The organism is uncultured Candidatus Puniceispirillum sp. (assembly GCF_963979125.1).
Classification (GTDB): domain Bacteria; phylum Pseudomonadota; class Alphaproteobacteria; order Puniceispirillales; family Puniceispirillaceae; genus Puniceispirillum.
Map to the genome: position 1 here is coordinate 39,144 of NZ_CAXBVX010000003.1, position 23,889 is coordinate 63,032.

25 protein-coding genes are annotated in these 23,889 nt (G+C 46.3%); 5 read left to right on the forward strand and 20 right to left on the reverse strand.

Translation table 11 applies throughout. The features are described 5' to 3' along the window. The first annotated feature begins 4 nt into the window (after positions 1-4). Both ABNT28_RS00875 and ABNT28_RS00880 read left to right on the forward strand, forming a co-directional pair. Positions 5-847, forward strand: a complete 843-nt coding sequence (locus ABNT28_RS00875) for a carbon-nitrogen hydrolase family protein (protein ID WP_348720856.1) — start codon at positions 5-7, stop codon at positions 845-847. A 7-nt stretch (positions 848-854) separates the two neighbouring features. After that, complete coding sequence (locus ABNT28_RS00880) at positions 855-1,526, forward strand: class I SAM-dependent methyltransferase (protein WP_332923505.1); 672 nt, start codon at positions 855-857, stop codon at positions 1,524-1,526. Positions 1,527-1,538: 12 nt separating this feature from the next. On the opposite strand, the gene ABNT28_RS00885 is transcribed toward ABNT28_RS00880, so the two are convergent. From ABNT28_RS00885 to ABNT28_RS00900, 4 genes are all read right to left on the reverse strand, one after another. Beyond that, complete coding sequence (locus ABNT28_RS00885; RefSeq protein WP_348720857.1) at positions 1,539-3,008, reverse strand: D-aminoacylase; 1,470 nt, start codon at positions 3,006-3,008, stop codon at positions 1,539-1,541. A gap of 198 nt (positions 3,009-3,206) precedes the next feature. Beyond that, positions 3,207-4,073, reverse strand: a complete 867-nt coding sequence (locus tag ABNT28_RS00890) for a YDG/SRA domain-containing protein (RefSeq protein ID WP_348720858.1) — start codon at positions 4,071-4,073, stop codon at positions 3,207-3,209. 172 nt (positions 4,074-4,245) lie between these two features. After that, complete coding sequence (locus ABNT28_RS00895; protein WP_332923509.1) at positions 4,246-5,841, reverse strand: bifunctional metallophosphatase/5'-nucleotidase; 1,596 nt, start codon at positions 5,839-5,841, stop codon at positions 4,246-4,248. Between the two features lie 148 nt (positions 5,842-5,989). Beyond that, positions 5,990-6,217 carry a hypothetical protein gene (locus ABNT28_RS00900; RefSeq protein ID WP_332923510.1) on the reverse strand — a complete coding sequence of 76 codons (228 nt, stop codon included), beginning with the start codon at positions 6,215-6,217 and terminating at the stop codon, positions 5,990-5,992. Positions 6,218-6,317: 100 nt separating this feature from the next. On the opposite strand from ABNT28_RS00900, the gene ABNT28_RS00905 reads away from it, so the two are divergent. Beyond that, positions 6,318-6,818, forward strand: coding sequence for a GNAT family N-acetyltransferase (locus ABNT28_RS00905; protein WP_332923511.1), 501 nt, complete (start codon positions 6,318-6,320; stop codon positions 6,816-6,818). A gap of 61 nt (positions 6,819-6,879) precedes the next feature. Here ABNT28_RS00905 and ABNT28_RS00910 read toward each other — a convergent pair whose 3' ends face one another. From ABNT28_RS00910 to ABNT28_RS00925, 4 genes are all read right to left on the reverse strand, one after another. Next, entirely contained in the window at positions 6,880-7,248 is a 369-nt protein-coding gene (locus ABNT28_RS00910) for a hypothetical protein (RefSeq protein WP_332923512.1), read from the reverse strand. Positions 7,249-7,250: 2 nt separating this feature from the next. Beyond that, entirely contained in the window at positions 7,251-7,682 is a 432-nt protein-coding gene (locus ABNT28_RS00915; RefSeq protein WP_332923513.1) for a transcriptional repressor, read from the reverse strand. Positions 7,683-7,776: 94 nt separating this feature from the next. Further along, the gene (locus tag ABNT28_RS00920) at positions 7,777-8,658 is read right to left on the reverse strand and encodes a DMT family transporter (RefSeq protein WP_332923514.1); all 882 of its coding nucleotides are present in this window, start codon (positions 8,656-8,658) and stop codon (positions 7,777-7,779) included. A 512-nt stretch (positions 8,659-9,170) separates the two neighbouring features. Next, positions 9,171-9,527, reverse strand: a complete 357-nt coding sequence (locus tag ABNT28_RS00925; protein ID WP_332923515.1) for a DUF393 domain-containing protein — start codon at positions 9,525-9,527, stop codon at positions 9,171-9,173. Between the two features lie 135 nt (positions 9,528-9,662). On the opposite strand from ABNT28_RS00925, the gene ABNT28_RS00930 reads away from it, so the two are divergent. Together ABNT28_RS00930 and ABNT28_RS00935 are read left to right on the forward strand one after the other, a co-directional pair. Further along, positions 9,663-9,956: a hypothetical protein gene (locus tag ABNT28_RS00930; RefSeq protein ID WP_332923516.1), complete on the forward strand. Its 294-nt coding sequence runs from the start codon at positions 9,663-9,665 to the stop codon at positions 9,954-9,956. Positions 9,957-10,092: 136 nt separating this feature from the next. After that, positions 10,093-10,485, forward strand: a complete 393-nt coding sequence (locus tag ABNT28_RS00935) for a cyclic nucleotide-binding domain-containing protein (RefSeq protein ID WP_332923517.1) — start codon at positions 10,093-10,095, stop codon at positions 10,483-10,485. 15 nt (positions 10,486-10,500) lie between these two features. Here the strand turns inward: ABNT28_RS00935 and ABNT28_RS00940 are convergent, their stop codons facing one another. The 12 genes from ABNT28_RS00940 to ABNT28_RS00995 form a co-directional block, all read right to left on the reverse strand. Further along, the gene (locus ABNT28_RS00940; RefSeq protein ID WP_332923518.1) at positions 10,501-10,698 is read right to left on the reverse strand and encodes a hypothetical protein; all 198 of its coding nucleotides are present in this window, start codon (positions 10,696-10,698) and stop codon (positions 10,501-10,503) included. Positions 10,699-10,710: 12 nt separating this feature from the next. Further along, positions 10,711-12,060: an amidase gene (locus ABNT28_RS00945; protein WP_332923519.1), complete on the reverse strand. Its 1,350-nt coding sequence runs from the start codon at positions 12,058-12,060 to the stop codon at positions 10,711-10,713. Positions 12,061-12,098: 38 nt separating this feature from the next. Next, positions 12,099-13,463 carry a TRAP transporter large permease subunit gene (locus ABNT28_RS00950; protein ID WP_332923520.1) on the reverse strand — a complete coding sequence of 455 codons (1,365 nt, stop codon included), beginning with the start codon at positions 13,461-13,463 and terminating at the stop codon, positions 12,099-12,101. Positions 13,464-13,532: 69 nt separating this feature from the next. After that, positions 13,533-14,093 carry a TRAP transporter small permease subunit gene (locus ABNT28_RS00955; RefSeq protein ID WP_348720859.1) on the reverse strand — a complete coding sequence of 187 codons (561 nt, stop codon included), beginning with the start codon at positions 14,091-14,093 and terminating at the stop codon, positions 13,533-13,535. 84 nt (positions 14,094-14,177) lie between these two features. Beyond that, positions 14,178-15,314, reverse strand: coding sequence for a TRAP transporter substrate-binding protein (locus ABNT28_RS00960; protein WP_332923227.1), 1,137 nt, complete (start codon positions 15,312-15,314; stop codon positions 14,178-14,180). 373 nt (positions 15,315-15,687) lie between these two features. Then, positions 15,688-16,926 (reverse strand): FAD-binding oxidoreductase, encoded by a 1,239-nt coding sequence (locus ABNT28_RS00965; RefSeq protein WP_348720860.1) that lies wholly within the window; start codon positions 16,924-16,926, stop codon positions 15,688-15,690. A gap of 15 nt (positions 16,927-16,941) precedes the next feature. Then, positions 16,942-18,186: an FAD-dependent oxidoreductase gene (locus tag ABNT28_RS00970; RefSeq protein ID WP_348720861.1), complete on the reverse strand. Its 1,245-nt coding sequence runs from the start codon at positions 18,184-18,186 to the stop codon at positions 16,942-16,944. 83 nt (positions 18,187-18,269) lie between these two features. Continuing rightward, positions 18,270-19,289 carry an MBL fold metallo-hydrolase gene (locus tag ABNT28_RS00975; RefSeq protein ID WP_332923670.1) on the reverse strand — a complete coding sequence of 340 codons (1,020 nt, stop codon included), beginning with the start codon at positions 19,287-19,289 and terminating at the stop codon, positions 18,270-18,272. A 64-nt stretch (positions 19,290-19,353) separates the two neighbouring features. Continuing rightward, positions 19,354-20,676 carry a hypothetical protein gene (locus ABNT28_RS00980; RefSeq protein ID WP_332923671.1) on the reverse strand — a complete coding sequence of 441 codons (1,323 nt, stop codon included), beginning with the start codon at positions 20,674-20,676 and terminating at the stop codon, positions 19,354-19,356. A 95-nt stretch (positions 20,677-20,771) separates the two neighbouring features. Then, complete coding sequence (locus ABNT28_RS00985) at positions 20,772-21,128, reverse strand: VOC family protein (protein ID WP_332923672.1); 357 nt, start codon at positions 21,126-21,128, stop codon at positions 20,772-20,774. 131 nt (positions 21,129-21,259) lie between these two features. Then, positions 21,260-23,167 (reverse strand): ABC-F family ATP-binding cassette domain-containing protein, encoded by a 1,908-nt coding sequence (locus tag ABNT28_RS00990; protein WP_332923673.1) that lies wholly within the window; start codon positions 23,165-23,167, stop codon positions 21,260-21,262. Positions 23,168-23,223: 56 nt separating this feature from the next. Then, the coding region (locus ABNT28_RS00995; RefSeq protein WP_348720862.1) for a substrate binding domain-containing protein at positions 23,224-23,889 on the reverse strand (666 nt) is incomplete at its 5' end.

Consider the following 23,889-nt stretch of genomic DNA (forward strand, 5'->3'; position numbering starts at 1 on the left):
GGATATGACAGCGACAGACACAATGACCTTATTGGGATGCCAAATAGACATCCCAACCATGACATCATTAAGGGAACGTGATGCGCATTTGGCGGTTATGGCCGCAAAGATACGCCAGCAATTATCGCATCATCATGCTGATCTTGTCGTTTTACCTGAGCTTTCAAGCATTGATTACGCGCGCGCAACCTTTGACTGTTTAGATGAGATTGCCGAGCCACTGAATGGCGCATCTTTTGAAATATGGCGCGATGTAGCCTGTGAATATAATGTATTTATCAGCTACAGCTTTGCACGACAGGATCAGAACGGCTATTTCATTTGCGTTGCCGTTGTCAATCCAGATGGCAAATTGGTCGGGCATTATGACAAGCTTCATCTGGCACATTATGGCGCGTCGATGGAAAAGGACTATTTCAAACGCGGGTCCCATTTATTCACCTTCACGGTCAAAGAATTCTGCCTTGCACCCATCATCTGCTACGACATTCGTATGCCCGAACTGACGCGAACTTTGGTGGTGAATCATGGAGTTGATGTCATCTTGCATAGTGGTGCCTATTTCCGTGATCCGTCATTTCAATCTTGGCATGCCTTTGCGACAACGCGCGCCCTTGAAAATCAGGTATTTTTTATGTCGCTTAATCGCGCAGGCAAAGACTATGGTAATTCGCTTTTCTGCTGGCCATGGATGGATGACACCATCACACCTATTCGTTTTGCGGAAATACAGGAAGATTTTAGATTTGTAACCATCAATAAAGGCATGATGCATGATGCGCGCCGCGAATATGCATTCCTCAAAGACCGCCTTGATGATTATGGTCTGGCGCTGACATCAAATTAGGCACCTAATGCTAAGCACTTTTTTTCACAATATCACTAGCACAATCATCGAACGTAGTTTGAATAAGGCTTATGCCGAACGGCTGGAAGAACGCGGCAGTACACCTCAGGGCGTGTTCTGGAATTCACGGCAAAACCAGATGGTTCGCTTTGCCGCACTTTTATCACGCGTGACAGGCCATGTTGCCTGGACAAAGCCAAAACCCCGCACCCTTAGCATCGCTGATATCGGTTGCGGATACGGAGCCATGCTGGAATTCATTCGCGCACGCCCCCAATTTACCCATCTGCGCTATATGGGGCTGGATATAAACCCAGCGATGATCGCCGCATGTCAGGATAATTTCCCGACCGCAGCGCATTTGTTCAAAATTGGCAAAAAGCCTGTTTCACCTGTCGATTTCAGTGTGTTTTCGGGCACCTTTAATCTATGCCATATCGACGATACCAAACGCTGGGAAGCCTATATGTTTGCCTGTCTGGATTCCTGCTGGCAGAACAGCCGCATGGGCATGGCACTTAATCTTTTATGCGCGCCTGAAACAAAAATCAGCAATCAGATTTTTTACGTGAACCGCGCTGATTTTATTGCCAAGGCAAGCGCCCGTTTTGGCGCCACCCATGCCATCGCCACCCGCGAGGTTAAAGATGATTATACCTTTTTAATCACGCGGAAATGATAGACAAGCCAATCAGGTGCCTGTCCGTTTCAACACTTTGCCAACGCGTGCGCCTGATGCGCCACCGTTTTGCCACGCGATCTGGCCATTGACGATAACCGTCTCAATTCCCAACGCATATTGCTTTGGCTTTTCATAGGTGGCTTTATCAATCACTGTATCCGCATTAAAAATTGTGATGTCGGCATAATAACCTTGTCGGATCAGGCCACGGTCTTTGAGCATGAAGTTGCCCGCCGACAGGCCCGTCATACGATGCACCGCCTCATTTAAAGGCATAAGCTTTTTTTCGCGTACATAATGCCCAAGCACCCGTGGAAATGTGCCCCATAATCGGGGATGCGGATGTGCATCCTCAGGCAAGCCATCCGATCCGATCATCGCATTTTCCGATGTCATGATCCGGTCAATATCAGCTTCATCCATCATGAAATAAATAGCCCCGCCCGGCATCAGCTTTTCCATCGCCTCTAGCGGGCTGATGCCAAGTTCATCTGCAATATCGTCAAGATCACGACCAGACATTTCAGGATGTGGATCCGACCATGTCACCATCGTACGTAACGCACCCATGACATTGGTTTTGTTCAACACAGTCGAACAGGCGTCATAGGGATAAATATCCAGCGCCACCGGCTGGGTTTTACGCGCCGCAGCCATGATTTTCAGCGTTTCGGCGCTACGCCCAAAATTCTGCTTTCCTTGGCATTTATGATGCGAAATTATCACTGGCACATTTGCCCTAGCGCCAATCTGTATGGATTCTTCAACGCTTTCGACAACGTGGTCAGCTTCGTCACGCATATGCGTTGTATAGATGCCATCATAATCTGCCAGAACGCTGGCCAACGCGACAACCTCTTCGGTGGGTGCCGCATGCGCTGGATCATAGAACAGCCCTGTTGACAGGCCAATGGAGCCATCCCGCATCGCCTGTTCAAGCTGGCCTTTCATATAGTCAATTTCATCAGACGTTGCCGCACGATCAAGATCATCGCCCATCGCATTCATTCGCAATGTGGTATGCCCCGTCAGAAACGCACTATTGACCGATGGCTGGGCGGCATCGACCTTGGCCATATAGCTAGCAAGATCAGGCGCGACAAATTCTTCTGATTTGAACACCAGACGAAGCAAGCCGGGGGGCTCTCTATTCAGATCATAGGGCGCACCGCTGATACCGCAATTACCACAAATCACCGTTGTCACACCCTGACTAAGCTTAGCTTCCATATCTGGGCGAATAATCAGCGCGGCATCATCATGCGTATGCACATCAATGAAACCGGGCGCGACCACCAAACCAGTTGCATCAGTCACCTGCCTGGCATCGATATGAGACAGATCACCAATAGCCACAATCCGGTCATTCAAAATGCCAATATCGGCCTTGATACCTGCATTACCAGTCCCATCAATCACCAGTCCGTTGCGAATAATGTGATCTGGAACATTGTGATCTGGGATATTGTCTTTTGGCATCTGTTTTCCTGCATGACGATCTAAATAGGCATTTTGACATGGCAAGCCAGTTTCAAACCAGCCTACCTGATAAATATGCTAACGTTTGATGCAACAAAGCTAAAGTGCGTTTTATGCATAGAAAAAAGTTTGGACTTGAACACCCTCACGTTAATTTTACTCGCAATTTAAATGTATAAGAGGCTAAAAGTATCTGTTTTAATAAGATTTTTTATATTGAAGCAGATGACAATCAAGAAATTCAGTGGAAATTTTGTGGTTCTCATGCACATATATTCTCTGCCCATGAAGATCGATTAAATTTTTTATTAAAAATTGTTTGGGGTCTATATAATAAGTTAAAGCATCAAATTGCTCATGATGGTTTGGACATAAGCAAAGCATATTTTGAATAATATCAGGACCATTATGAGGATAACCTAACGCTTTTATATGGGCACCAATTGCTATTGGCCCAAAAGGAGAATCAAGCTTCACACCACATACCTGACAAGTGTGGTCATACATAGTTTTAAGTTTTTCGCTCAACTTAACGTCACGTTTCAATCGGGACACCAAGGATAAATTGCGATCAACTTTTTGATATATGTTCTTAAAAGTTCCCTCTAACTTTTCTTCTACATCTTCCCAACTTTGTTGACTTGCTAGATGGAATCGGCAAATTAAAAAATTGCTTGAGCCTCTAACTCTTTCGTATTTTTTAACATAATAGAGACCATCATATCGGTATCCGCTTTCAGGACCGCCTTCAATTTGATGTCCGCGAGTAACCCTAACAGGCAAGTTATATTCGCAACTCAATTTAAGGCCTTTGTTCCCTCTTATAAATTCTTGATCGGCTACTTGATGGCCGGTATATGGATCTCGTCCACCTTGACCGGTAAATAAAATATAATCCAACTCATCGACATCATCTTCGTAACCACCAGAAAGCACGATTGAATAAGCACCCTCCGCCGCACCCCAAATACTTGCTTGTGATGGAGTATGGACACCAGCTTCAGCTAGTGCTGCTCTTGAATCAAAAATTTGCCCTATACTGACACCTTCTACATGTCCGAACATATATTACCAATGAGTAGTTGTTGCACCGAGTAATATTGTACTCTAATTAAGAAACATCGACACTTGATTCCACCAAACCAAAAAACAGGGACTTGCGCCCCTGCTTTTCTGTCGTGTCAGACGCACCCATAATCGCAGTGCGCGGTAATTATCTTTATCCGGGGGCGATACCCTATTGCTGGACAATCCGTCCTTCGGTGAACGGCTTATATGGGGCATGAGTCGCCATATAGGCTGCGACCACATCGGCTAGATCAGGACCATAATCATAGACATCCTGTGCCGCGCGGAACATTTTATAACCATCGCCGCCGCCGCGGACATAATTGTTTGACACAACGTAATAGAGCGCATCTTTATCGATGCTTTCCCAACCACCATCAGCCTTTACCATCACCGACGTTATGCGGCCTTCATTCGGAGCAACCGACGCATCAAAGGTGAATTTCATGCCCGCCACCTGTGGAAAACGGCCTTTCACATCTTCAATCTGGCTGACACCATTTTCCAATGCCGCAACCAGCGTGGCGCCTGTTACCTTAAATGTCGATAATGTGTTCTGGAACGGTAATACCGAATAAACTTCACCCATGCTGACGTCACCAGCATCGATTGAGGCACGCAGACCGCCCGAATTCTGAATTGCGATTGTCACGCCCTGATCGGCGACTTCTGCCAGCATCGCATCGGCAACAAGGTTACCCATCGCGCATTCCTGAACGCGGCAAACATCTCGGTCGCCAATAATCTTTGCATCCGCACTAGCAACGATTTTCTGTTCGATTTCCACCAACGGCTTAGCCAGTGTGGCAATGCGCGTCTTAGTCGGTGCGTCTTCCTGCACCTCCTTATCAAGGGTCAGAGGCTCACCCGAGGCAGATTTAATCTTGCCAGCATCGTCAAATATCACATTCAATTCGCCCAAAAACTTGCCATAAGCATAGGCCTGTACAATCGCCGTATCACCTACCATTGTCGGATAAGGTCCCGTAGCGCGGTCACTGACATTTGATAAATATGTGTTTGAATGTCCCCCAACAATCACATCAACGCCTGTCGTACGCGCGGCTACATGCTGGTCAACCATATAGCTTGAATGGGACAACACAATAATCTTGTTGATACCATTGGCGGTCAGCTTATCTACTTCCTGCTGTACGGCCTTGGCCGGATCGGTGAAGGTGATATTGTTGCCTGGGCTGGCCAGCTCATGCGTGTCGATCGGGGTCAGACCAATCAGACCAAGCTTTTCACCACCACGTTCAATTACCACCGACTTAGGCAAAGATGAAGCCAGAAGCGGCTCACGCGTAATATCGGCATTCGACATCAATACCGGAAATTTCACATTATCGATAAATTCACGTAGCACTTTGGGGCCATCATCAAATTCATGATTGCCAACTGTCATCGCGTCATATCCAAGCTTATTCATCATCTCGGCGGCGACTTTGCCTTTATAATAGGTATAGAATAGCGAACCCTGGAACTGGTCACCACCATCTACAAGAATAGAGTTGCCAGCACGTGCTCTGGCATCTGAAACAGCGCTTACCAGACGGGCAGACCCACCAAAGCATTTGCCTTCGGCGTTTGCGTCTGCACCACAAGCATTGTCATATTTGCTTATCGGCTGAAACCGCGCATGGAAATCGTTGGTATGCAGGATGGTCAGCGAATAATCTGCCATCGCGGCGGTTACAGTCATTATACCTGCAATTGCAGTCAGTCCCGCAGTAGCGATCGATTTTGATGTTAAAAAATACATTGTAAATGTCCTATAGTAAGTAACGTGATCGAAAGACAATAGCCCTTAGATATTGCAATATTGTGTCACGGCATCGCCTCTTTAGCAAAGCTGTTTATTGGCTATCTGCTTGGCACAAGCCCTCTTGATCTTATATTCAGGACATCACCTAGAACCATCTGAGCATGCCGACAATGCCAGCCGTAGCATAGAAAAACTGCAGAAACAAAATGCCTCTATGCTTGCCAGCATATGCCCAAAGTCCAATTGAAATTGCGGACACAAATAACAGCGTGAAGCCAACAAATTCTGCACCTATATTAAGGGCTACCAACATCGAATAGATAATCGCGGTAATTACGCCAAACCATTCAAGATATTTTGGGTTTTTAAACATTATAGCCTCACCTATTGTTGTTATCTCTCTAGATATAATAGTGTAAATCGACATGTCTATTGATATAGAAACTCACAACGCTGTTAAACTCAGCTGAATCATGACCGTTATCTCCACACAGCGCCTCGTTTTGCGCAAGCCAGCACATAGTGACAAACATGCTCTTATTGAACAAATCGGCACATGGGACGTTGCCAAATGGCTCACGCGGGTTCCCTACCCTTATACAGAAAGTCACGCCGATGAATTTCTGCACATGACAAAAGATCACCCCTTCAATCTTAGTATTTTCAGGCATCATACGTTAATTGGCGGTGTGCTACTGGCCGAGGATACCGCCGAGCAATCTTATGAATTGGGCTATTGGCTTGGCGCGTCACATTGGGGGCATGGCTATGTGATCGAAGCTGCACATGCCTTTCTTAACGTTGTAAAATGCACATATGACGCCAAGCATATCAAAGCCAGCTATATCAACGGCAATGATGCATCAGCGCACGTCCTGGGAAAACTTGGCTTCAAAGAAACAGGTAACGAAGACACCTACTGCTTGCCACGCAAAAAGATGGTGACATGCACAACGCTCAAGCTTGTAACCTAGCGCGTGTTTCATGCCTGACTGGAAGCAAGGCACGTCATCCTCAGGCAATCTGCGGCTCAAATCAATGTGATTTCAGATCCTGTTCAATATCTTCATGATCGCCTACAACGATATGATGTTTGCTTTTAACAACATACCGTTCAAGCAAGGGCACAAAGGCAAGCGGGATTATACCGCCAACAACGATACCAACAACCATGCTACGAACATGCGGATCAATATAGCTAGCGATCAGATCAGCAATGATATGTGATAAAGCGGCGCCAAAAACACCCGCAATATATCCATTAGACGCTATTTTGATAAAACGGTTAATGCTCCATCCCGAATAATAGCCAATCAGCATGATTCCAACATGGACAAAGCCAAACACAAAGCCTCGTAGATTTGCATTTTCGGCAAAAAGATAATGCTCTAAAATATGTTCCATTCTTAACGACACTCCGCACAGATAACAGGTATTTCAACATGGGAGTTTGCAGGAATGGTCATGCCAATGGCTGCCGAACCTTTATTCAGATCTAGTCCCATACGTTCATTACAACTTTCAATAACAGTTTCGCATTGCGTACACACATTCATGATATGCGTATGCGCCTCATCTGGGTCCTGACAGATTCGGAATTTATTCAATGAGGCAATCTTATGCACAACGCCAATATTGCACCAGAAATCAAGCACACGATAAATGGTCGCAATATTGAAGGCCTTGCCTCCAGCGCTTAAATAGGACTGCAATTCATAAGCCGTAACCGGTTTCTCATGAGACGCGATCATTTCAAAAATGACCAATCTGCTTGGCGTAAGCGCGGCACCAGCACTCATACAGCTTTTCAGCGCAATGTCTTTGACTTGGTGTTTCATAAGAACCTTTCGATGCTTATTCATACATGAAGTTTACAGTATTATCAATATTTTCATCAATGCAATAATATTGCATTGTCCGCTTTTTTGAAAATTATCTACGGCGCAATAAACGTCCATCCAGCACAACCATGCCGACGCTCACTATGAGCAGGCCAGCTAGCTCATTCACGCCTATCACTTCATCAAGCACCAATATTTCAAGCAGAATAGCTGATGGCGGAACAATGATCGTACAAATCAGCAAATTACCCGCACCTGTCGTCTCCAGAATTTTGAAATATAAGAGATAAGCGAGCACCGAACATATGACAGCAAATTGCAATGCTAACGAAAACACATAAAAATCAATTGGCGTGAACGCAAAACTATCCGTCAGAAATAGCAAGGGAATCATCATGACCGCGCTGGCCACAAGCATGCCTGTGGCAGACACCAATGACGGTAGATTCTGCATCTTTAGCTTGGCCCAGACACCTGCAAAAGCATAAGAAACTGTCGCCATTAAAATCAAATATACGCCAATATTGTTTTTGGAAAACTGAAATATAGTGCCGGGGCCAACCGCAATGGCAACGCCAGCCACACCAATTATCACCCCACCAATTCGATTCCACGTAAGACGTTCCTGAGGAATGAAAAGTGCAGCCAGTAAGATAGAAAAAAATGCCGTGGATGCATTAATGATTGATGCAAATCCGCCTGTAGTGGTTTGTTGCCCCCACACAATCAGGCTAAAGGGAATAACATTATTCAACGCCGCCATTACGCTGATGTTGAATATATCGTTACCTGTCAGCTTTATTGGCGCGCGTTTTTTCAAACATATCAAGAGCAGGATCAAGCCCGCCAAACTAACACGCAAAAACACGATCATAAGTGGGTTTAAATAGCCTAGGAGAATTTCGGCATAAAGAAAGCTACTTCCCCATAAAAAGCCAAGAACGACAATGCGAAGCCAGTCTTTATTTGTCATGAGAAAATCCAAACATATGTAATGAGCCGATACAAGCTTTTGATACTTAGCTCCGAATTCATGTAATCATGCAAAATATGACAATTAAAAACTCATAAATGTTGAAAATTAACGAATTTGGTACATTTTCTTTAGCGCATTGTCGCCTTTTGCATTATTTTTAAAATCTGTAGATATAGTGAGTCATACTGGAAATCAAAATCATGGTGGCTAGTAAGGAAATAGTTGAATATATTGATCTTATTAGATCGCTGGATAGCTTGAATATTCGTCTTGGAATAAAGCATCTAACAGCATCAGAAACAGCCATCTTGCTGGCCATTGCCAATAACGAATTAACAAATAATTCTCACACATCCTTAGCTGATTTAACGTTATCAAAAACTGATATACGATTAATCCCACGTGCAACTTTGTTTCGCTGTCTTCGCACCTTGACCGAAAAGTCACTCATAAAACATGTTGGCAATAAACGATCTGGCGAATATTGCCTAGCCTAGGCGCTTTAGACTCTATGCTATTTGGCAATGCGGTAGCCGCTTAAACCGATAATCGGCAAAGCGTGTATAGGCAAAACGGGCTACATGTTTAATCCCGGGCAGTGACACTAACGCTGCCAGCAAACGCCACCGTGGTAAATGACGCCAGATTAAAATAAACGCATCAACACCAATATGCATATTGCCCATGCTGTCTTTGGCATGTAAACGGCGCAATGCATCGGCTTGTTCAACGTCAAGCGGCACCAATGGGGACGGATCAGTTGCAATATCATGCCAGACGAAAACATCTGCTGGGGCTATGTGCTGATAATACAGGATTTCTTTGCTACAAAGCCCACATTTTCCATCAAAATAGATTTGGATCATTTTTTGCATGCACCATGACTGAGTGATGACCTACAGATATGACGCAGGCGGCAAAATTCAATGTCTCTTAATAATCTTATCTGATTACCATAGACTATTTTTGTGCAGAACGACCAATTAAAGACAGGAGATATTATGACATTTGAAAGCCGCCGCGCCACCGACGCTTTGTTGCCTGATGCTGATTTTGATGACACAACCAGTGATCAGGCTACGCAAGAATCTGCGCTTATGGAAGCATTGATGGATTTGCTAAAAAAATTCCCTGACTATACGCCACCGCGTGTTCGTCTTGACGGTGACATTGTCATACCACTTGATGTGGATCTAAAGAAAAACCGACAACGTGCCAAAAATCTGGCTGATGCCATGAGCGAGTGGATGAGCCGTGATCTGGGACCGCGCAGAAGCCGTACATGGGTTGAATAACCAGACAAGATTATGAAATTAGCGTTTCATTCTGTGTATTAATTTATTGTAATATGCTATTTTCAAATATTGCCGAACGCACCTGAATAATGTCGTGCTTGGCATGACTAACATCAACTTATATGGGGACAGGCTTATGAGCCCAACATCACGCAAATACCAGTCTCGTCCGTTCAAAAAAGGCGACGTGATTTATAGCGTAGGTGATGCGGGAGACGAATTATATCTCATCCATAGCGGCAATGTGGAAATTGTCAGCAAAAACGGATTACAGCTATCCATTCTTGGACCTGGTGAAATTTTTGGGGAAAGCGCTCCTGTTACCAACTCGGCGCGGTCAGCAACCGTCGTTGCCAAGACCAATTGTATTATAAATATCATTGCCAGCGCGCAAATTCGTCAAAAACTAAAGGATAGTGACCCAGTTATCATTGCTATCATACGAAGCCTTTCGCTTCGCTTGAAAGATACAAATATTCTTACCGAAAAATACTGGAACGAGTTAAATATTTATAAAAGTCTCGAATAGGCTAAAGCCTGAAACCTACTTCTTTTTAAAGGCTTCGTCATACATGTCGTAAAACGCCATGCACATAACCGCAATCGCAATAACCCAGAATGGAAGCCCACCATAAAATCCGGCAAAACCCGAACTTATGCTTTCGGCAAGACCAAACACAAAGGTCATAACCAGCGCGGTTGCAATAAAAGCTGATATCAATTTGGTTGTTCTCGAAATCATTTATTTACTCCCTTAGTCATTTTCACTGGCGTCTTCATCTTCGTCAAGTGGCGCAGATAATTTGTTTAACATCCAGCGCGCTGAACGCATAAGACGGTCATCTTCTTCACGATTGCCAACAAGTTGCACACCTATCGGCATATTCTCAACAGAACCTAAAATAGGCAAGGTAAGGCATGGCAGACCGCATAACGTCCAATAGGTACAAAAGATCGGGTCGCCGGTACCTGCATCAAACTTGGTTGCCTGACCCGTTGAACTTGGCGTCAGGATCGCGTCATAATCTTTGAAAAATGAAGTGAAATACCCCATCATCGCCATACGAAATTCGATTGCTTCCTGATAATCTTCGGTACTGATTTTTGCACCACGGCGTAGCATATCGGCAAACTTGTCAAAAAGCTGATCTTCATGATCACGAAGTGCCCAGTCAAGATTACGTGAAATTTCATAATCCTGAATGATTTTGTGTGCTTCAGGCATGTCCTTGAAAGACTGCGCAGCGTCAATTCTCTCAATTTGTCCACCAAGGGCGTCGATAACTTCGTCCATCCCTTCACGGGCACCATCGTCAAGCTTTCCGAAATATGGCATTTCAAGCCAGACAAAATTAGGTTCGATCGGGGCGTCAGCTTGGGCACCAGACAACATTTGAGGGCGTGGTCGAGGATATGATGCATTATCGGCAGGCTCGTATATTGCCAGAACATCAGCAAGCAAGGCAGCATCTTCAAGATATAGCGAAAACACGCCCAATTGATCCAACGTTTGTGATGTTTGCAGAACACCTGTACGCGGCAAAATACCCGACGTTGGTTTGAACCCATAAACTCCACAAAAAGACGCTGGTCTGATAACTGAACCATTCGTTTGTGAACCAATCGCAATTGGCACATGCCCAGCCGCGACAGCAACTGCCGAACCAGATGACGACCCTCCGGGCGAAAAGTCCAGATTATGGGGGTTGCGCGTTTCTGATGGATCAAGAAAGGCAAATGGCGTTGTAACCGTTTTGCCTATGATGATCGCACCCGCATCCATAAGTTGTGCAATAATACGGGCATCTTTCACTGGCTGGCGGCCAGCCATAACTGGTGTGCCAAATTCGGTTGGGAACCCGATTGTATCGACAATGTCCTTGACCCCGACAGGCACACCATGCAACGCGCCCATAGGGCGGCCCGATAAGCGGATAGCATCCATCTCGCTGGCTCGTGCCAGTGCGGCATCGCGGTCAATATGCGCCCATGCCTTTAGCTGGTCATTTTCCTCTTCAATCTTGTCAAAACAGGCTGTAACAAGCTGGACTGATGTTACCTGCCCGTCACGCACCATGCGTACCATTTCCAAAGCAGATGTCATACCGTTTCCATTTCTAAAAAAACGAACCTATACCAGCTTTATTGAACATATACACCGAACAGATAGTCCGGAAGCCATAGGGCGATACCCGGGAATTGATAGAGCAAGACCATCGAGAAGATAACGATTGCCAGATAAGGCAGGATGCCTTTGAAAATATCCATCAGCTCGATCTGATTTTTCAGAACGCCTTTCAGATAATAGGCCGACATCGCCATTGGCGGCGTCAGGAAGGACGTCTGCAAATTAAGCGCCACAAGCATCGCAAAGAAATAAGGATTAACACCAAAATTATCCAGCATCGGCAGGAAGATCGGTACAAAAATAATCAAAATCTCGGACCATTCGAGTGGCCAACCAAGTACAAAGATGATGATCTGCACAAGCACCAGGAACTGCCACGGTTCCAGATCAAATGACAGCACCCAATGTTCGATCACATCATGGCCACCAAGATATGAGAACACCGACGCAAATGTCCACGAACCGATAAACAGCCAGCATACCATAGCTGTGGCCTTTGCCGTCAGAAACACAGACTCCTTAACCTTTTCCCAGCTGAGCGAACGATATAGAAGCGCAAGAAACAGACCGCCAAGCGCACCCATAGCAGCCGCTTCGGCAGGCGTTGCGAGACCACCTAGAATTGACCCAAGCACCGTACCGATTAATGCTGTCAACGGCACGAAAGATACCATCAAGTCCCAATAGATCTTGCGCGCAGGCGGAACGTCCTCATCGCGTGGCTTTGGCGCCAGACTTGGTTGCGACATCACCCGGACAATCACATAAACGATATAGAGACCCGCAAGCAAAAGACCCGGGAACATAGCCGCAGCATAGAGACGTAAAGGCGATAGTTCGGCAATTGCAGCATATACAATCAGCATGATCGATGGCGGAATAAGAATACCCAGCGTACCACCCGCACAGATCACCCCTGAGGCAAACTTCTTGTCATATCCGGCAGTTGCCATCGCCGGAAAGGCGAGAAGTCCCATCAAGGTTACCACCGCACCAACGATACCTGACGCGGTTGAAAATACCGCACATGTAATAAGAGCCGCAATCGCCATTGAACCCGGCAAATTCCGAGCGGCCATCTGTAGTGAATAGAATAATCTGTTCACAATATTCGCACGTTCGACCACATAGCCCATGAACAGGAACAGAGGTATAGCAACAAGCGTATCATTTTCCATGACCGAATAGGTATTCTGGTTCAGCAGATAGAAAATATTGTTGCTGAACAGATCACCAAACGTTTCGATACCGCCCTGATAATAGGCGTAGTAACCAAAACCAACACCCATGGCCAACAAGGTGAACGCAATCGGAAAACCAAGTAGTACCAACAGAATAAACAGGCACAACATTAAAATGGCAACTTGTGGATCGGTCATTTCTAGTTAACTTTCAAATAATTGTGCCATTCAGGCAAAATGTAACGTGACTGACACTAACGTAATCTACTAGTTAGATTGTTCCATCAGCATGTCTTCGGTTTCCTTGACATCAGCAAGACGGTCCATCCAGACACCCGATTGCATCGCCCGCCAGCATCGCGCCAATTCGGCGAATCCCTGCAAAATTAAGAGAAAACCAGCCAGCGGAATCAAAGTCTTGAAAAAGTAAATCTGGATGCGAGCAGGTGAATTCCAACTCACTTCCTTGTAGCGCCAGCTATCAGCAGCAATTTCCCAACCGAACCAAAACAGTGCCAGGATACCGGGGAAGAAAAACAGCAGATAAAGGATAAAATCGACCCGTGCCTGCCATCTGACCGAAAATAACCTGTACAAAACATCACCGCGAACATGCGTATCTTGTGCCAGGGCATAGGGACCAGCCATAAGGAATAACGCACCATACATCTGCACCATCATATCAAAGGCCCAGACAGTTGGTGAATTCAGTGCGTAGCGCACAAACACCTCGTAAGATACCGAGAAAGTAAGCACCAGAATGCACCACCCAAAGGCGCGCCCTACCCAGACACTCAGACTTTCGATAGCATAGATGAACTGCGTCATGGCATGCTCCGCTAATAATTCTAAAATAAATAAAAGTCAGGAGACCAAAGGGTCTCCTGACAAATAATCTTCGAAAATTACAACCTAGCCAAAGTGGTGATTGTAAGCCAGCTTATAGTCAGGCTGGTTCAGATTCAGATAGTTCATCACATCTTTGGCATATGCCTTCTGTGATTCGATGACTTTCGCAAAGAACGGGTCTTCAGCCGAAATACGGTCAACAACAACGTCCCAGGCTTTCAACTGGGCGGCCATCACTGAGTCAGGAGTCCGGTGAACTTTAACACCACTTTCGTTCTGCAAACGAACTAGGTCATCGGCATAACGCTTTGTGTTGTGCCAGTAGAAGTTTGAACTTTCGGCTTCTGATGCGTGCCGCAGAATAGCCTGAAGCTCAGATGGAAGCGCGTTAAACTTCTTTTTGTTGAAGGTCACTTCAAAGAATTCCTGTGACTGGTGGAATGATGCCAAATGATAGTCCTTAGACACATCCTGCATACCAAAGTCACGGTCAGATGTTGGGTTGTTAAACTCAGCCGCATCAATCAGACCAGACTTCATGGCTGGCTGAATTTCACCACCTGGAAGCTGCACAACAGACATACCCATTTCCATGAGAACATCAGCTGCCAATCCGACTGTACGATATTTCAGACCATCCATCTGTGAGGCGTCTTTGATTTCTTCTTTGAACCAACCAAGTGGCTGTGCTGGCATCGGGCTGTTAAAGAATGAAACAACGTTCAAGCCTAGGCTTTCCATCAATTCATTGAACAGCTCCATACCGCCACCATAATGCGCCCAGCCAAGAACTTCCTGCGAAGACCAGCCAAAGCAAGGGCCTGTTCCAAACAATGAAGCTGATTTTGACTTTGAATACCAGTAAGCTGGCACGTAATGCGCTGCGTCCAGAACGCCGCGATGAACCGCATCCTGCATCTGGCTAGTTTTAACAACGGCATTAACTGCAAGCAGGTCGATTTTCAGATCTTTACCTGCCATGGCATGCACGCGGTCAACATATGACTTGGCGTTTTCCAAGAATATACCGCCACCCCAAGATGCTTGCATCTTAAGGCTGACAGCTTCATTTTTGTTGATAGCAGGTGCGGATGGCGTAGCTTTTTTTCCGCCCTTCCCTCCGACACCGACTGCATAACCTACCGCCGCCGCGCCTACAACAGCTGCACCAGTCAGGAATGTTCTACGACTATCGCTCATGTGACTCCTCCTATGTATCATTTGAATTATTTTAATTGTTGTGATGAGTTTACTTGTCGCGAAAAACGAATCAATTACTTATTTTGAAAGTAATTGTGACGTTTTTGGCAATAAAGTTTATCAGTTTAATTCCCATTCCTCAGAACATCGCAAAAAACGGCATAAAACCGCCACTTTACTTTTTCATTTTTTGATCGAATATCACTCAAAGCTGATAAAATAGGATCGTGAAAAAATTTTGCACAAATGAAAAATCTACACATCCCCAAGATAATTTTGGAAATGGTGAAATTTGTCAGAATAATTTCACTGATTCGTTTGTGACGTGGGATTACGTGATACCTCTGAGTATGTCACAGCGCAGGCCAAGTAGTTAAATAACTGCCTTTTCTAATAATGGCTCATTCCGCATGACACGTTCATATCCAAGAGGGCTGAGATCAAGACTGCGATATTCACCATGGGTCAGCAATTCGGACATTGCCCGCCCCATTGCTGGTGATTGCTGAAGCCCATGTCCGGAAAATCCATTGATGAACATGAAGTTCGGGCGCTCCGGATGCGCACCGATAATCGCATTCTGATCGAGCTTGTTATAAGCATAATGCCCAACCCAGCTGTTTATAAGCTTAATGGCTTCAAATGCTGGTACACGCGTTGCTATTGCTGGCCATGCTTTATCAAGCCAGATGGCGTGATCCATTTCGAAATCATCATAATCAACATCAACGTCATTTTCGGGCGGGCAACCAGCCATATAATAGATACCGTCAGATCGCATATGCACGCCTGACGGATCGATGGTTAGGGGCAAATCGCGGTCAAGGCGTGTTTCAGCATCAAAAACAAAGCTATAACGACGGCGCGGTTCAACTGGCAGATCAAGCCCCGCCATCCGCGCTGTTAAAACAGCGCGTGGACCAGACGCATTGACAATATATCCAGCATTGATCTGCTCACCTGAGCTCAACATCACACGCGTAACCTTGTCACCCGCAACATCAATACTGACCACTTCATTCTCGATATATTCAACACCGTTTTTACGCGCTTTGCGTTTCCACCAGTCAAAAAGTGAATGACCATCAAAATAGCCTTCATCAACAAGGTTATGACTGCCAAGGATAATGTCATCCAGATTATAAAACGGATAGGCTTCGCTAATCGCATCAGGAGTCATGATTTTGGTGCCCGCACCACATGCCTGCTGAATTTTCTGACTGGCGCGCAATGTATCAGCAAAAGTTTCATTATCTGCCAGATACATATATCCGAATGGCTGAAAATGTAAGTCGGGGATATCCGGGTCATCCCCCATATAGCTTCGGAAATTACGCACAAAATTGGCGCCAAACTGTGAAATGCGGATATTGAGTTCGGTGGAAAATTGCTGTCGCATACAGCTATTAGTGTGCGCGGTAGAACACATTGAATAGCTGGCATCTTTTTCAATAACCAGCACCGACCCGTTGAAATCGGAATTTTGCGATAGAAACCAGGCTACCGACGACCCCATCATTGCACCACCAATGATGATTACATCATAGCTGGATTTGCGTGGCAGATTAGCGAATTGAGCAGATCCAGCATTTACTGTTTTTGCTACACTCATAAATCTAGCCCTGATCTAAATTGGAAAGCGATCAGCCCGATAGGGGCTTGCATCAATAGGGGCGGCTTTACCGTCGATCATCGATGTTATCAATTTGGCAGATCCGGGTGCCATCGACAATCCGATATGCTGATGCCCAAAATTAAACCACAATCCCTTATGCCGTGGTGCTGGCCCCACTATAGGTAATGAATCGATTAATGTCGGGCGACGGCCCATCCATGGCTCAGCATCTATTTCGCCTTTCATCTTATGAATTTTGCGGGCTTCAGCGACAGCCTTTTTTATCTGCGTATAATTGGGCGGGGCATCACGATGCTCTAATTCAACACCTGACGTAATCCGCACACCTTGACGCATTGGCGCGATAGCAAAGCCACCCTCAACATCATGCGCGGCGCGGCCAAGCTGTGGCACGTCATCAGGTTCAAGATGCATATGATATCCCCGCTCCCAGCCCATCGGCACATCATAACCAACCCATTTTGCCACATCCGCCGACCACGGGCCTGCCGCCACAACAACCTCTTCAAATGCCAAAGCACCGTCGGCATGGATCACGTCAAAGCCTTTATCCAGTGGTTTCAGCCCAGTTACATCAGTCTTTAATACTGTGCCGCCTGCAGCAATAAACATGGCTATATAGGCGTCGGTGAGTTCGGCTGGGCTAGACACACCACATGTTTCATCCATCAAAACCGCTTTTTCATAAATTGGGGCTAATCCTGGCTCAAGTTGACGTATCTGTTCGCGGTCATAAATTGTGAATTTTACACCTGTCTCCGCCATTGTCTCTATTTCGGCTGAAAACCCGTCAAAGCCTTTCTGCGTGCGGAACAGCTTCATCCAGCCCGCATAACGAAGCAAATGACTGACCTTGGCTTCGTTTATCCATGATTTATGCTGACCGATCGAAATCAACATCAAAGCACGCAAAGCCTTTGACGCATGCTGGGCATGTGACTTGGTGCAATAGGACAGAAATTTGAGCACCCATGGCAAACGTTTTAGCAGGAACAGAGGGTTATAACGAAGCCCTGTGCTCTGGTTGAGCATCAAACCTGGCAACCGCCGTAACAAGACCGGATTATTAATCACCAGCACCGAAGATTCCGATAGAACGCCCGCATTTCCATATGATGTCTCACGCCCGGGCTGTTTTCGATCAATAAGTGTCACGTCATGTCCGGCCTGTTGCAGGTCAAGCGCCGAACAGACACCAACGATGCCTCCTCCTATAACGGCTATCTTTTTTGCCATTGATCACTCCCTTTATCGCAGACATGACTTCGTCTGTAACATGCCATTCTGTAACATGCCATATTGTCATGCTTGGCTTTTAATTACGAAATCTCTTTGATGGCGCCACCAACAGACTGCCATGCTTGGAACCCACCTGGCACATGCGCACAATGATCAACACCATTTGCATGGGCAAGGCGCGTCGCCATCGCCGAACGTTCACCAACCGCACAATAAAACACGACAGGCCGACCATCAGTCTGCGCCAATGTCACAAGTTGCATTTCAAGCTGTCCATAGGGAATATGGATTGAATCGGGTATCACACCAAACCGCTCACGCTCGGAATCCTCACGCAAATCAACCAGAATAAGCTGATCTGCCTCGCGGCCAAGCAAAGCGCCCGCCTCAATAGTCGGCACTTGCCTTTGTTTTTGTAAATTGAGGCCAATTTTCATATTTTCGGGAACCGCCACATCCATCATTTTTGGATTAGGCAGATTAAGCTGATTCATCACATCAATATACTCTTCTCGCGATTTCACCTGCAAACGTGGGTTATAGGCAATCTCTTCGCCAAGTGTTGAAACCGTATCACCTTTATAGTCATGCGCCGGATAGACAAGCATCGATTCTGGCAGTTTCAAAACACCGTTAAACAACGAATCATATTGCCGCCCTGCATCACCATTTTGAAAATCTGTGCGGCCGGTACCACGTATTAACAAGGTGTCACCTGTAAAAATTCTGTCCTCGGTACGAAAGCAATAGCTGTCATCGGTATGTCCAGGGGTGTACATTGCGGTCAAACTGAATCCTTCAATATCTACAGCATCCCCGTCCGATACGCGCATTGACACAACATCAACAGGCGATTGTTCGCCCATAACTGTTACGCAGCTTGTCCGATCGCGCAATGCGCCCATTGCGGTAATATGATCGGCATGCACATGCGTATCCAGAACTTTGACAAGTTTCAGATCCAGCTGTTCCATCAAGGTCAGATAATGCTCGGTTTTTTCCAGCACAGGGTCAATCAATAACGCCTCACCACCTTTGCGGCTGGCGATCAAATAGGTATAGGTTGATGACACATTGTCAAAAAGCTGTCTGAAAATCATGAATTAGGTACCTCTTTACTGCTGGCAGCATGCCAGAAACATTTTCTTACTCAAAGCTTATCAGTCACAGAACCATATTGACCAGTGCCAAGATAGCACCTCCGCCTACCGCATAACAGAAAGCCGTTGGCAAATTTGACCCCAGAACCAAATTCCGCGATGTTACATTATACAAACTGGCGCAGGTAATCACTGATAAAGATGCGACTGACGCCATTGTGCCAGCCCCCCATCCAATCAGATGCGATTGCATTAACAAGGCAGGCTGCACATCGGCACCACCACGACTAAATATCGCCAGAAGCGCCGTACTTGTTATCACTGGATGCACACCCACCACCGACGCCAACATCATCATTGATGGTGTTGCAATCAAGGCAAACCAACCCGGAATAACCCCTACATAAACAGACGCAACCAACATTTGCAGGACATTCGTCTGGGTAGCAAAGAAACCAACAATCATAGCGACCGTTATAATGACAATATCATCGCCAATATTCATCATTGCCTGATGTGTATTTTTAACAATCAACGGTATATTGGCATGGTGCCGCACAAATTGAATCGCAACCAGACAAGGCATTACGATCACCACAGTGGATAGCGCGGTTAAATTAAAAAACAAAGCCGTCGCAATAACAGCAACCAATACTGTAAACAAACGCATGCTGACTGGTTGCAAACATGCCAGTGATACACGCAATTGCACGAGGCTGAATTGCTTACTGAATAAAGGCACAGTTATCAAAGCAAATAGAATAGCCGTGACCAACCCTAGCGCAATCGCAATCCATGATTGATCCACTGGAACAAAGGTCTGACCAATGGCAAAGGCCACAAAAAAGGGCGACCAGACACAAGATGACACCATGCCCCGCAATGCCGCTTCAGCAGCCATTTTTCGGCGCCGCTCATCGCTATTAGGGGGCAAGGCCGCAGACAACATGGCAAAGGCACCTGTGTTGATTATACCACCAAATACATGTCCGGCCATCTGTAAGCCGCCTGACGATGCTTCAGGCGGCAAGGCTGCCAGTGCTTGCTGGGTTTTGTGCACTGATGGCATGGTTTCAGCTGTAGCGCGGACAAGCGTCATCGTTGGCAACAATCCGGCAAAAATCAGCACTTTACGTCCCGCTTCAAACCATTCATCACTTGTTGGCATATGATCCAGCAACAGCCATGCCACAAAGCCCAATAATGCCAGAATGACCAGACTGTCGCGCCGCATCTTTGGCAAAGTTAAAAGCCCAAAAATGACAAACATTATAACACCAGCATTACTAAGCGGCATGGCATAATCACCCGCAACGATCTGAATCAATGCGACCAGCCAAATCGCACATAGCAAACCAAAGCGGATCACATTGATCTTTGCCTGCATTTATCGTCGCGCCTTTCACACCAGCATCGTCTGGGCATGAGCCATATGAACATGGTGTCATCTAACGCCAATTTTTTACGCGACGAAAGCCCTTATCAAGATTTGTCTGACCAGATTGCCAATTCATTGCCCGATGGTTCAAAAAAATGAAACCGACGGCCACCTGGAAACGCAAAAATCGGCTTGGCAATGGTACCGCCAGCCGCCACAATATCTGCGAAGCTTTTTTCCAGATCGTCGCTGTATAACACGATTAATGCGCTTCCATGTTCGGTTCGGCTGTAAGCATTATTGGCAAAAAAGCCACCTTCAATGCCAGCATTGGCAAAGGCTGTATATTCGGCGCCAAAATCTTCAAATGTCCAGCCAAAGACACGACTGAAAAAAGCTTTGCTTGCCAGAATGTCCCATGCGGAAAATTCGACATAGTCAATTTTATGATGTGTTGGCATACCGCCCCCCTCAATCATGTGGCCTGCAAAGCCACTCAATATCAAATGTGAGGCGTAAAGTTAGAATGGGGTAATAACAAAGGTCAAAACCATATAACTAAATTAGAAAAAGCACCATGATTTGAGCGCACCTAACTCTCGAGTGAGCGAGCCAGCTTCTCCTGTAATGTCAGCCACTCTTCTTCGCCATGTGCTATGGCAGCGTCTATATCAGCAAGAATTTTACCTGCATCTGCCGCCCGGCTTTGGTTCGCAGCGTCAAAAAATCCTGGCTTTGCCATTTCCTGTTCAATATCCGCTTTCTGCTGTGCCAGTTTTTCCAACGTCTTTTCAGCTTTGGTTATCGCGCTTCGCACTTGGGCTGTGTTGTGCCGCCTTTCTTTGCCAGACAGGGCGCGTACTGGTTGTTTTTGACTGTCTGAAGAATCGGCGGTTTTTGGATTATCAGTGTCATGTCCAGCTGTTTTGCCCTTGCCATTTCGCTGCTTCAAAAGCAATTTGCGATAATCATCCATATCGCCGTCAAATGGCACCACGGCACCATCTCGGACAATCCAAAGAATATCAGCAACCGTTTCAACCAGATGCGGGTCGTGGCTGACCAGAATGACAGCGCCCTGATAATCATTCAGTGCATGAACAAGAGCTTCACGGCTTTCGATATCAAGATGGTTGGTTGGCTCGTCAAGAATAAGTATATGCGGCGCATCAATTGCGGCCATCGCCATCAGCAAACGCGCTTTCTGACCACCAGACAAACGCTCGACTGGGTTTTCAACAATGTCTGCACCAATGCCTGCTGCACCAAGCCGGCCACGTAATTTGGTTGGTAATTCGTCAGGTCTCAACCGCGCCATATGCTGAAATGGCGTTTCGCCAGGAACCAGTTCATCCAGCTGATGCTGGGCAAAAAATCCAATACGTAATTTACCCGATTTCTGGATATTACCTTCAAGCGGTGCCAAGCGGTCAGCAATTAATTTGGACAAGGTTGATTTGCCTTGACCATTGGCACCTAGCAAAGCAATGCGGTCATCCTGATCTAGGCGGATATCAATTTTGCGCAACACCGCTTTGCCATCATAGCCGACCGACGCATTCTCGATCACCATAAGCGGTGGTGGAAGTGGCGTTGGCGACGGAAACTGGAATTCGGATACGGCACTTTCGGATAATGCAGCAATAGGTTGCATCTTTTCCAACTGCTTCAGCCGTGATTGTGCTTGGCGCGCCTTGGACGCTTTATAACGAAATCTATCAACAAAACTCTGAATATGCGCGCGCTGTGCATCCTGTTTGCGTTTCATTGATTGCTGTTGTTCCAGTTTTAACCGACGCTCAGCATCAAACTGGTCATAGCTACCACCGTAATAGGTCAATTTTCGGTCGGTAAGATGCAGAATGCCGGTAACCGAACGATTCAGCAGACCGCGATCATGCGAAATTACCAGAACTGTTTTGCTATATTTAGCTAGAAAGGTTTCCAGCCATACAGCACCTTCAAGATCAAGATAGTTTGTCGGCTCATCAAGAAGCAACAGGTCAGGTTGCGAAAACAGCACCGCACCAAGCGCAACACGCATACGCCAGCCACCTGAAAATTCGGCACAGGCACGTGCCTGAGCCGCAACATCAAAACCAAGTCCCGCCAGAATTGTTGCCGCACGTGACTCAGCAGAATGCGCGTTAATATCGGTAAGACGCATATGAATATCGGCGATCCGCATTGGATCCGTCGCACTTTCGGCTTCGCATAGCAAGGCATCACGCTCAAGATCAGCTGCCAGCACAGTATCCAGAAGGCTGATATTGGAAGCGGGGGCTTCCTGATCGACACCACCAACCCGAAAATAGCTTGGATATTCTATATCTCCCGAATCAAGTGCCCATTCATTACGGATCAATCTGAACAAGCTTGTTTTGCCGGTTCCGTTGCGCCCAACAATACCAACTTTATGGCCAGCCGGAATTGTGGCTGACGCATTTTCAAGCAGAGGTTTACCATCAATGGCAAAAAACAGGTTCTGAAGCTTTAACATAGGCCGAAGAAGTGGCCTGTACCGACGGATTTGTCAATATCGACAGTGGTCTAAATTTATGCTTTCGGCTTTATCTGGTTCCAATGTGGGTTTTTATCAAAACGCCAGGCCATGAAATCAACAAACGCACGTGTGCGGCGCGGTAAAATAGTTGTTTTTGGATAAACAGCGAAAATATCCAGCTCGGACCAATCATGATCTACCATCAATGGTATGAGCGTACCGTCGTTAATGGCTTCAAAAAGAAGAAATGTTGGTAAATTGACCACGCCAAGTCCGGCAATGGCCGCATCGCGAAGCACGTCACCATTTGTTGCCGACAGGCGCTGTGACACATGCACAGTTCCTGCTTTGCCGTCCGGAGTGACATAGGCCCAATCGGCAGGTGTTCGCGAATTGGCATAAACCAGCCCTGGCACGTTATTAAGATCTTCGGCTGTATTTATCGGGCCATGTTTCTTAATAAAATCTGGTGATGCGCATGGCATCTGACGCGCCGTTGATATTTTTTTGGCAATCAGGCTCGAATCCTGCAAAGTGCCAATCCGTATCGCCAGATCAAAACCTTCGGCAATCAGATCAATCCTTTTGTCCGACAAATCAATATCGATCCGCACTTCGGGATTTTCTTTCATGAAATCGGTTATCAGCGGAGCGATATGCATGATGCCGAAGGATAGAGGCGCGTTCAAACGCAAGACACCGCTTAAAATACCGCCTGT

Excerpts from the sequence above, each read along its gene's own strand:
- ABNT28_RS00945 (WP_332923519.1), bottom strand. The coding sequence starts at position 12,060 with ATGACATCTGCTTTGGAAATGGTACGCATGGTGCGTGACGGGCAGGTA.
- ABNT28_RS00900 (WP_332923510.1), bottom strand. The coding sequence starts at position 6,217 with ATGTTTAAAAACCCAAAATATCTTGAATGGTTTGGCGTAATTACCGCG.
- ABNT28_RS00990 (WP_332923673.1), bottom strand. The coding sequence starts at position 23,167 with ATGTTAAAGCTTCAGAACCTGTTTTTTGCCATTGATGGTAAACCTCTG.
- ABNT28_RS00950 (WP_332923520.1), bottom strand. The coding sequence starts at position 13,463 with ATGACCGATCCACAAGTTGCCATTTTAATGTTGTGCCTGTTTATTCTG.
- ABNT28_RS00940 (WP_332923518.1), bottom strand. The coding sequence starts at position 10,698 with ATGATTTCGAGAACAACCAAATTGATATCAGCTTTTATTGCAACCGCG.
- ABNT28_RS00885 (WP_348720857.1), bottom strand. The coding sequence starts at position 3,008 with ATGCCAAAAGACAATATCCCAGATCACAATGTTCCAGATCACATTATT.
- ABNT28_RS00925 (WP_332923515.1), bottom strand. The coding sequence starts at position 9,527 with ATGATCCAAATCTATTTTGATGGAAAATGTGGGCTTTGTAGCAAAGAA.
- ABNT28_RS00975 (WP_332923670.1), bottom strand. The coding sequence starts at position 19,289 with ATGATTTTCAGACAGCTTTTTGACAATGTGTCATCAACCTATACCTAT.
- ABNT28_RS00980 (WP_332923671.1), bottom strand. The coding sequence starts at position 20,676 with ATGCAGGCAAAGATCAATGTGATCCGCTTTGGTTTGCTATGTGCGATT.
- ABNT28_RS00970 (WP_348720861.1), bottom strand. The coding sequence starts at position 18,186 with ATGGCAAAAAAGATAGCCGTTATAGGAGGAGGCATCGTTGGTGTCTGT.
- ABNT28_RS00890 (WP_348720858.1), bottom strand. The coding sequence starts at position 4,073 with ATGTTCGGACATGTAGAAGGTGTCAGTATAGGGCAAATTTTTGATTCA.
- ABNT28_RS00875 (WP_348720856.1), top strand. The coding sequence starts at position 5 with ATGACAGCGACAGACACAATGACCTTATTGGGATGCCAAATAGACATC.
- ABNT28_RS00920 (WP_332923514.1), bottom strand. The coding sequence starts at position 8,658 with ATGACAAATAAAGACTGGCTTCGCATTGTCGTTCTTGGCTTTTTATGG.
- ABNT28_RS00910 (WP_332923512.1), bottom strand. The coding sequence starts at position 7,248 with ATGGAACATATTTTAGAGCATTATCTTTTTGCCGAAAATGCAAATCTA.
- ABNT28_RS00895 (WP_332923509.1), bottom strand. The coding sequence starts at position 5,841 with ATGTATTTTTTAACATCAAAATCGATCGCTACTGCGGGACTGACTGCA.
- ABNT28_RS00930 (WP_332923516.1), top strand. The coding sequence starts at position 9,663 with ATGACATTTGAAAGCCGCCGCGCCACCGACGCTTTGTTGCCTGATGCT.
- ABNT28_RS00955 (WP_348720859.1), bottom strand. The coding sequence starts at position 14,093 with ATGACGCAGTTCATCTATGCTATCGAAAGTCTGAGTGTCTGGGTAGGG.
- ABNT28_RS00915 (WP_332923513.1), bottom strand. The coding sequence starts at position 7,682 with ATGAAACACCAAGTCAAAGACATTGCGCTGAAAAGCTGTATGAGTGCT.
- ABNT28_RS00935 (WP_332923517.1), top strand. The coding sequence starts at position 10,093 with ATGAGCCCAACATCACGCAAATACCAGTCTCGTCCGTTCAAAAAAGGC.
- ABNT28_RS00905 (WP_332923511.1), top strand. The coding sequence starts at position 6,318 with ATGACCGTTATCTCCACACAGCGCCTCGTTTTGCGCAAGCCAGCACAT.
- ABNT28_RS00985 (WP_332923672.1), bottom strand. The coding sequence starts at position 21,128 with ATGCCAACACATCATAAAATTGACTATGTCGAATTTTCCGCATGGGAC.
- ABNT28_RS00880 (WP_332923505.1), top strand. The coding sequence starts at position 855 with ATGCTAAGCACTTTTTTTCACAATATCACTAGCACAATCATCGAACGT.
- ABNT28_RS00965 (WP_348720860.1), bottom strand. The coding sequence starts at position 16,926 with ATGAGTGTAGCAAAAACAGTAAATGCTGGATCTGCTCAATTCGCTAAT.
- ABNT28_RS00960 (WP_332923227.1), bottom strand. The coding sequence starts at position 15,314 with ATGAGCGATAGTCGTAGAACATTCCTGACTGGTGCAGCTGTTGTAGGC.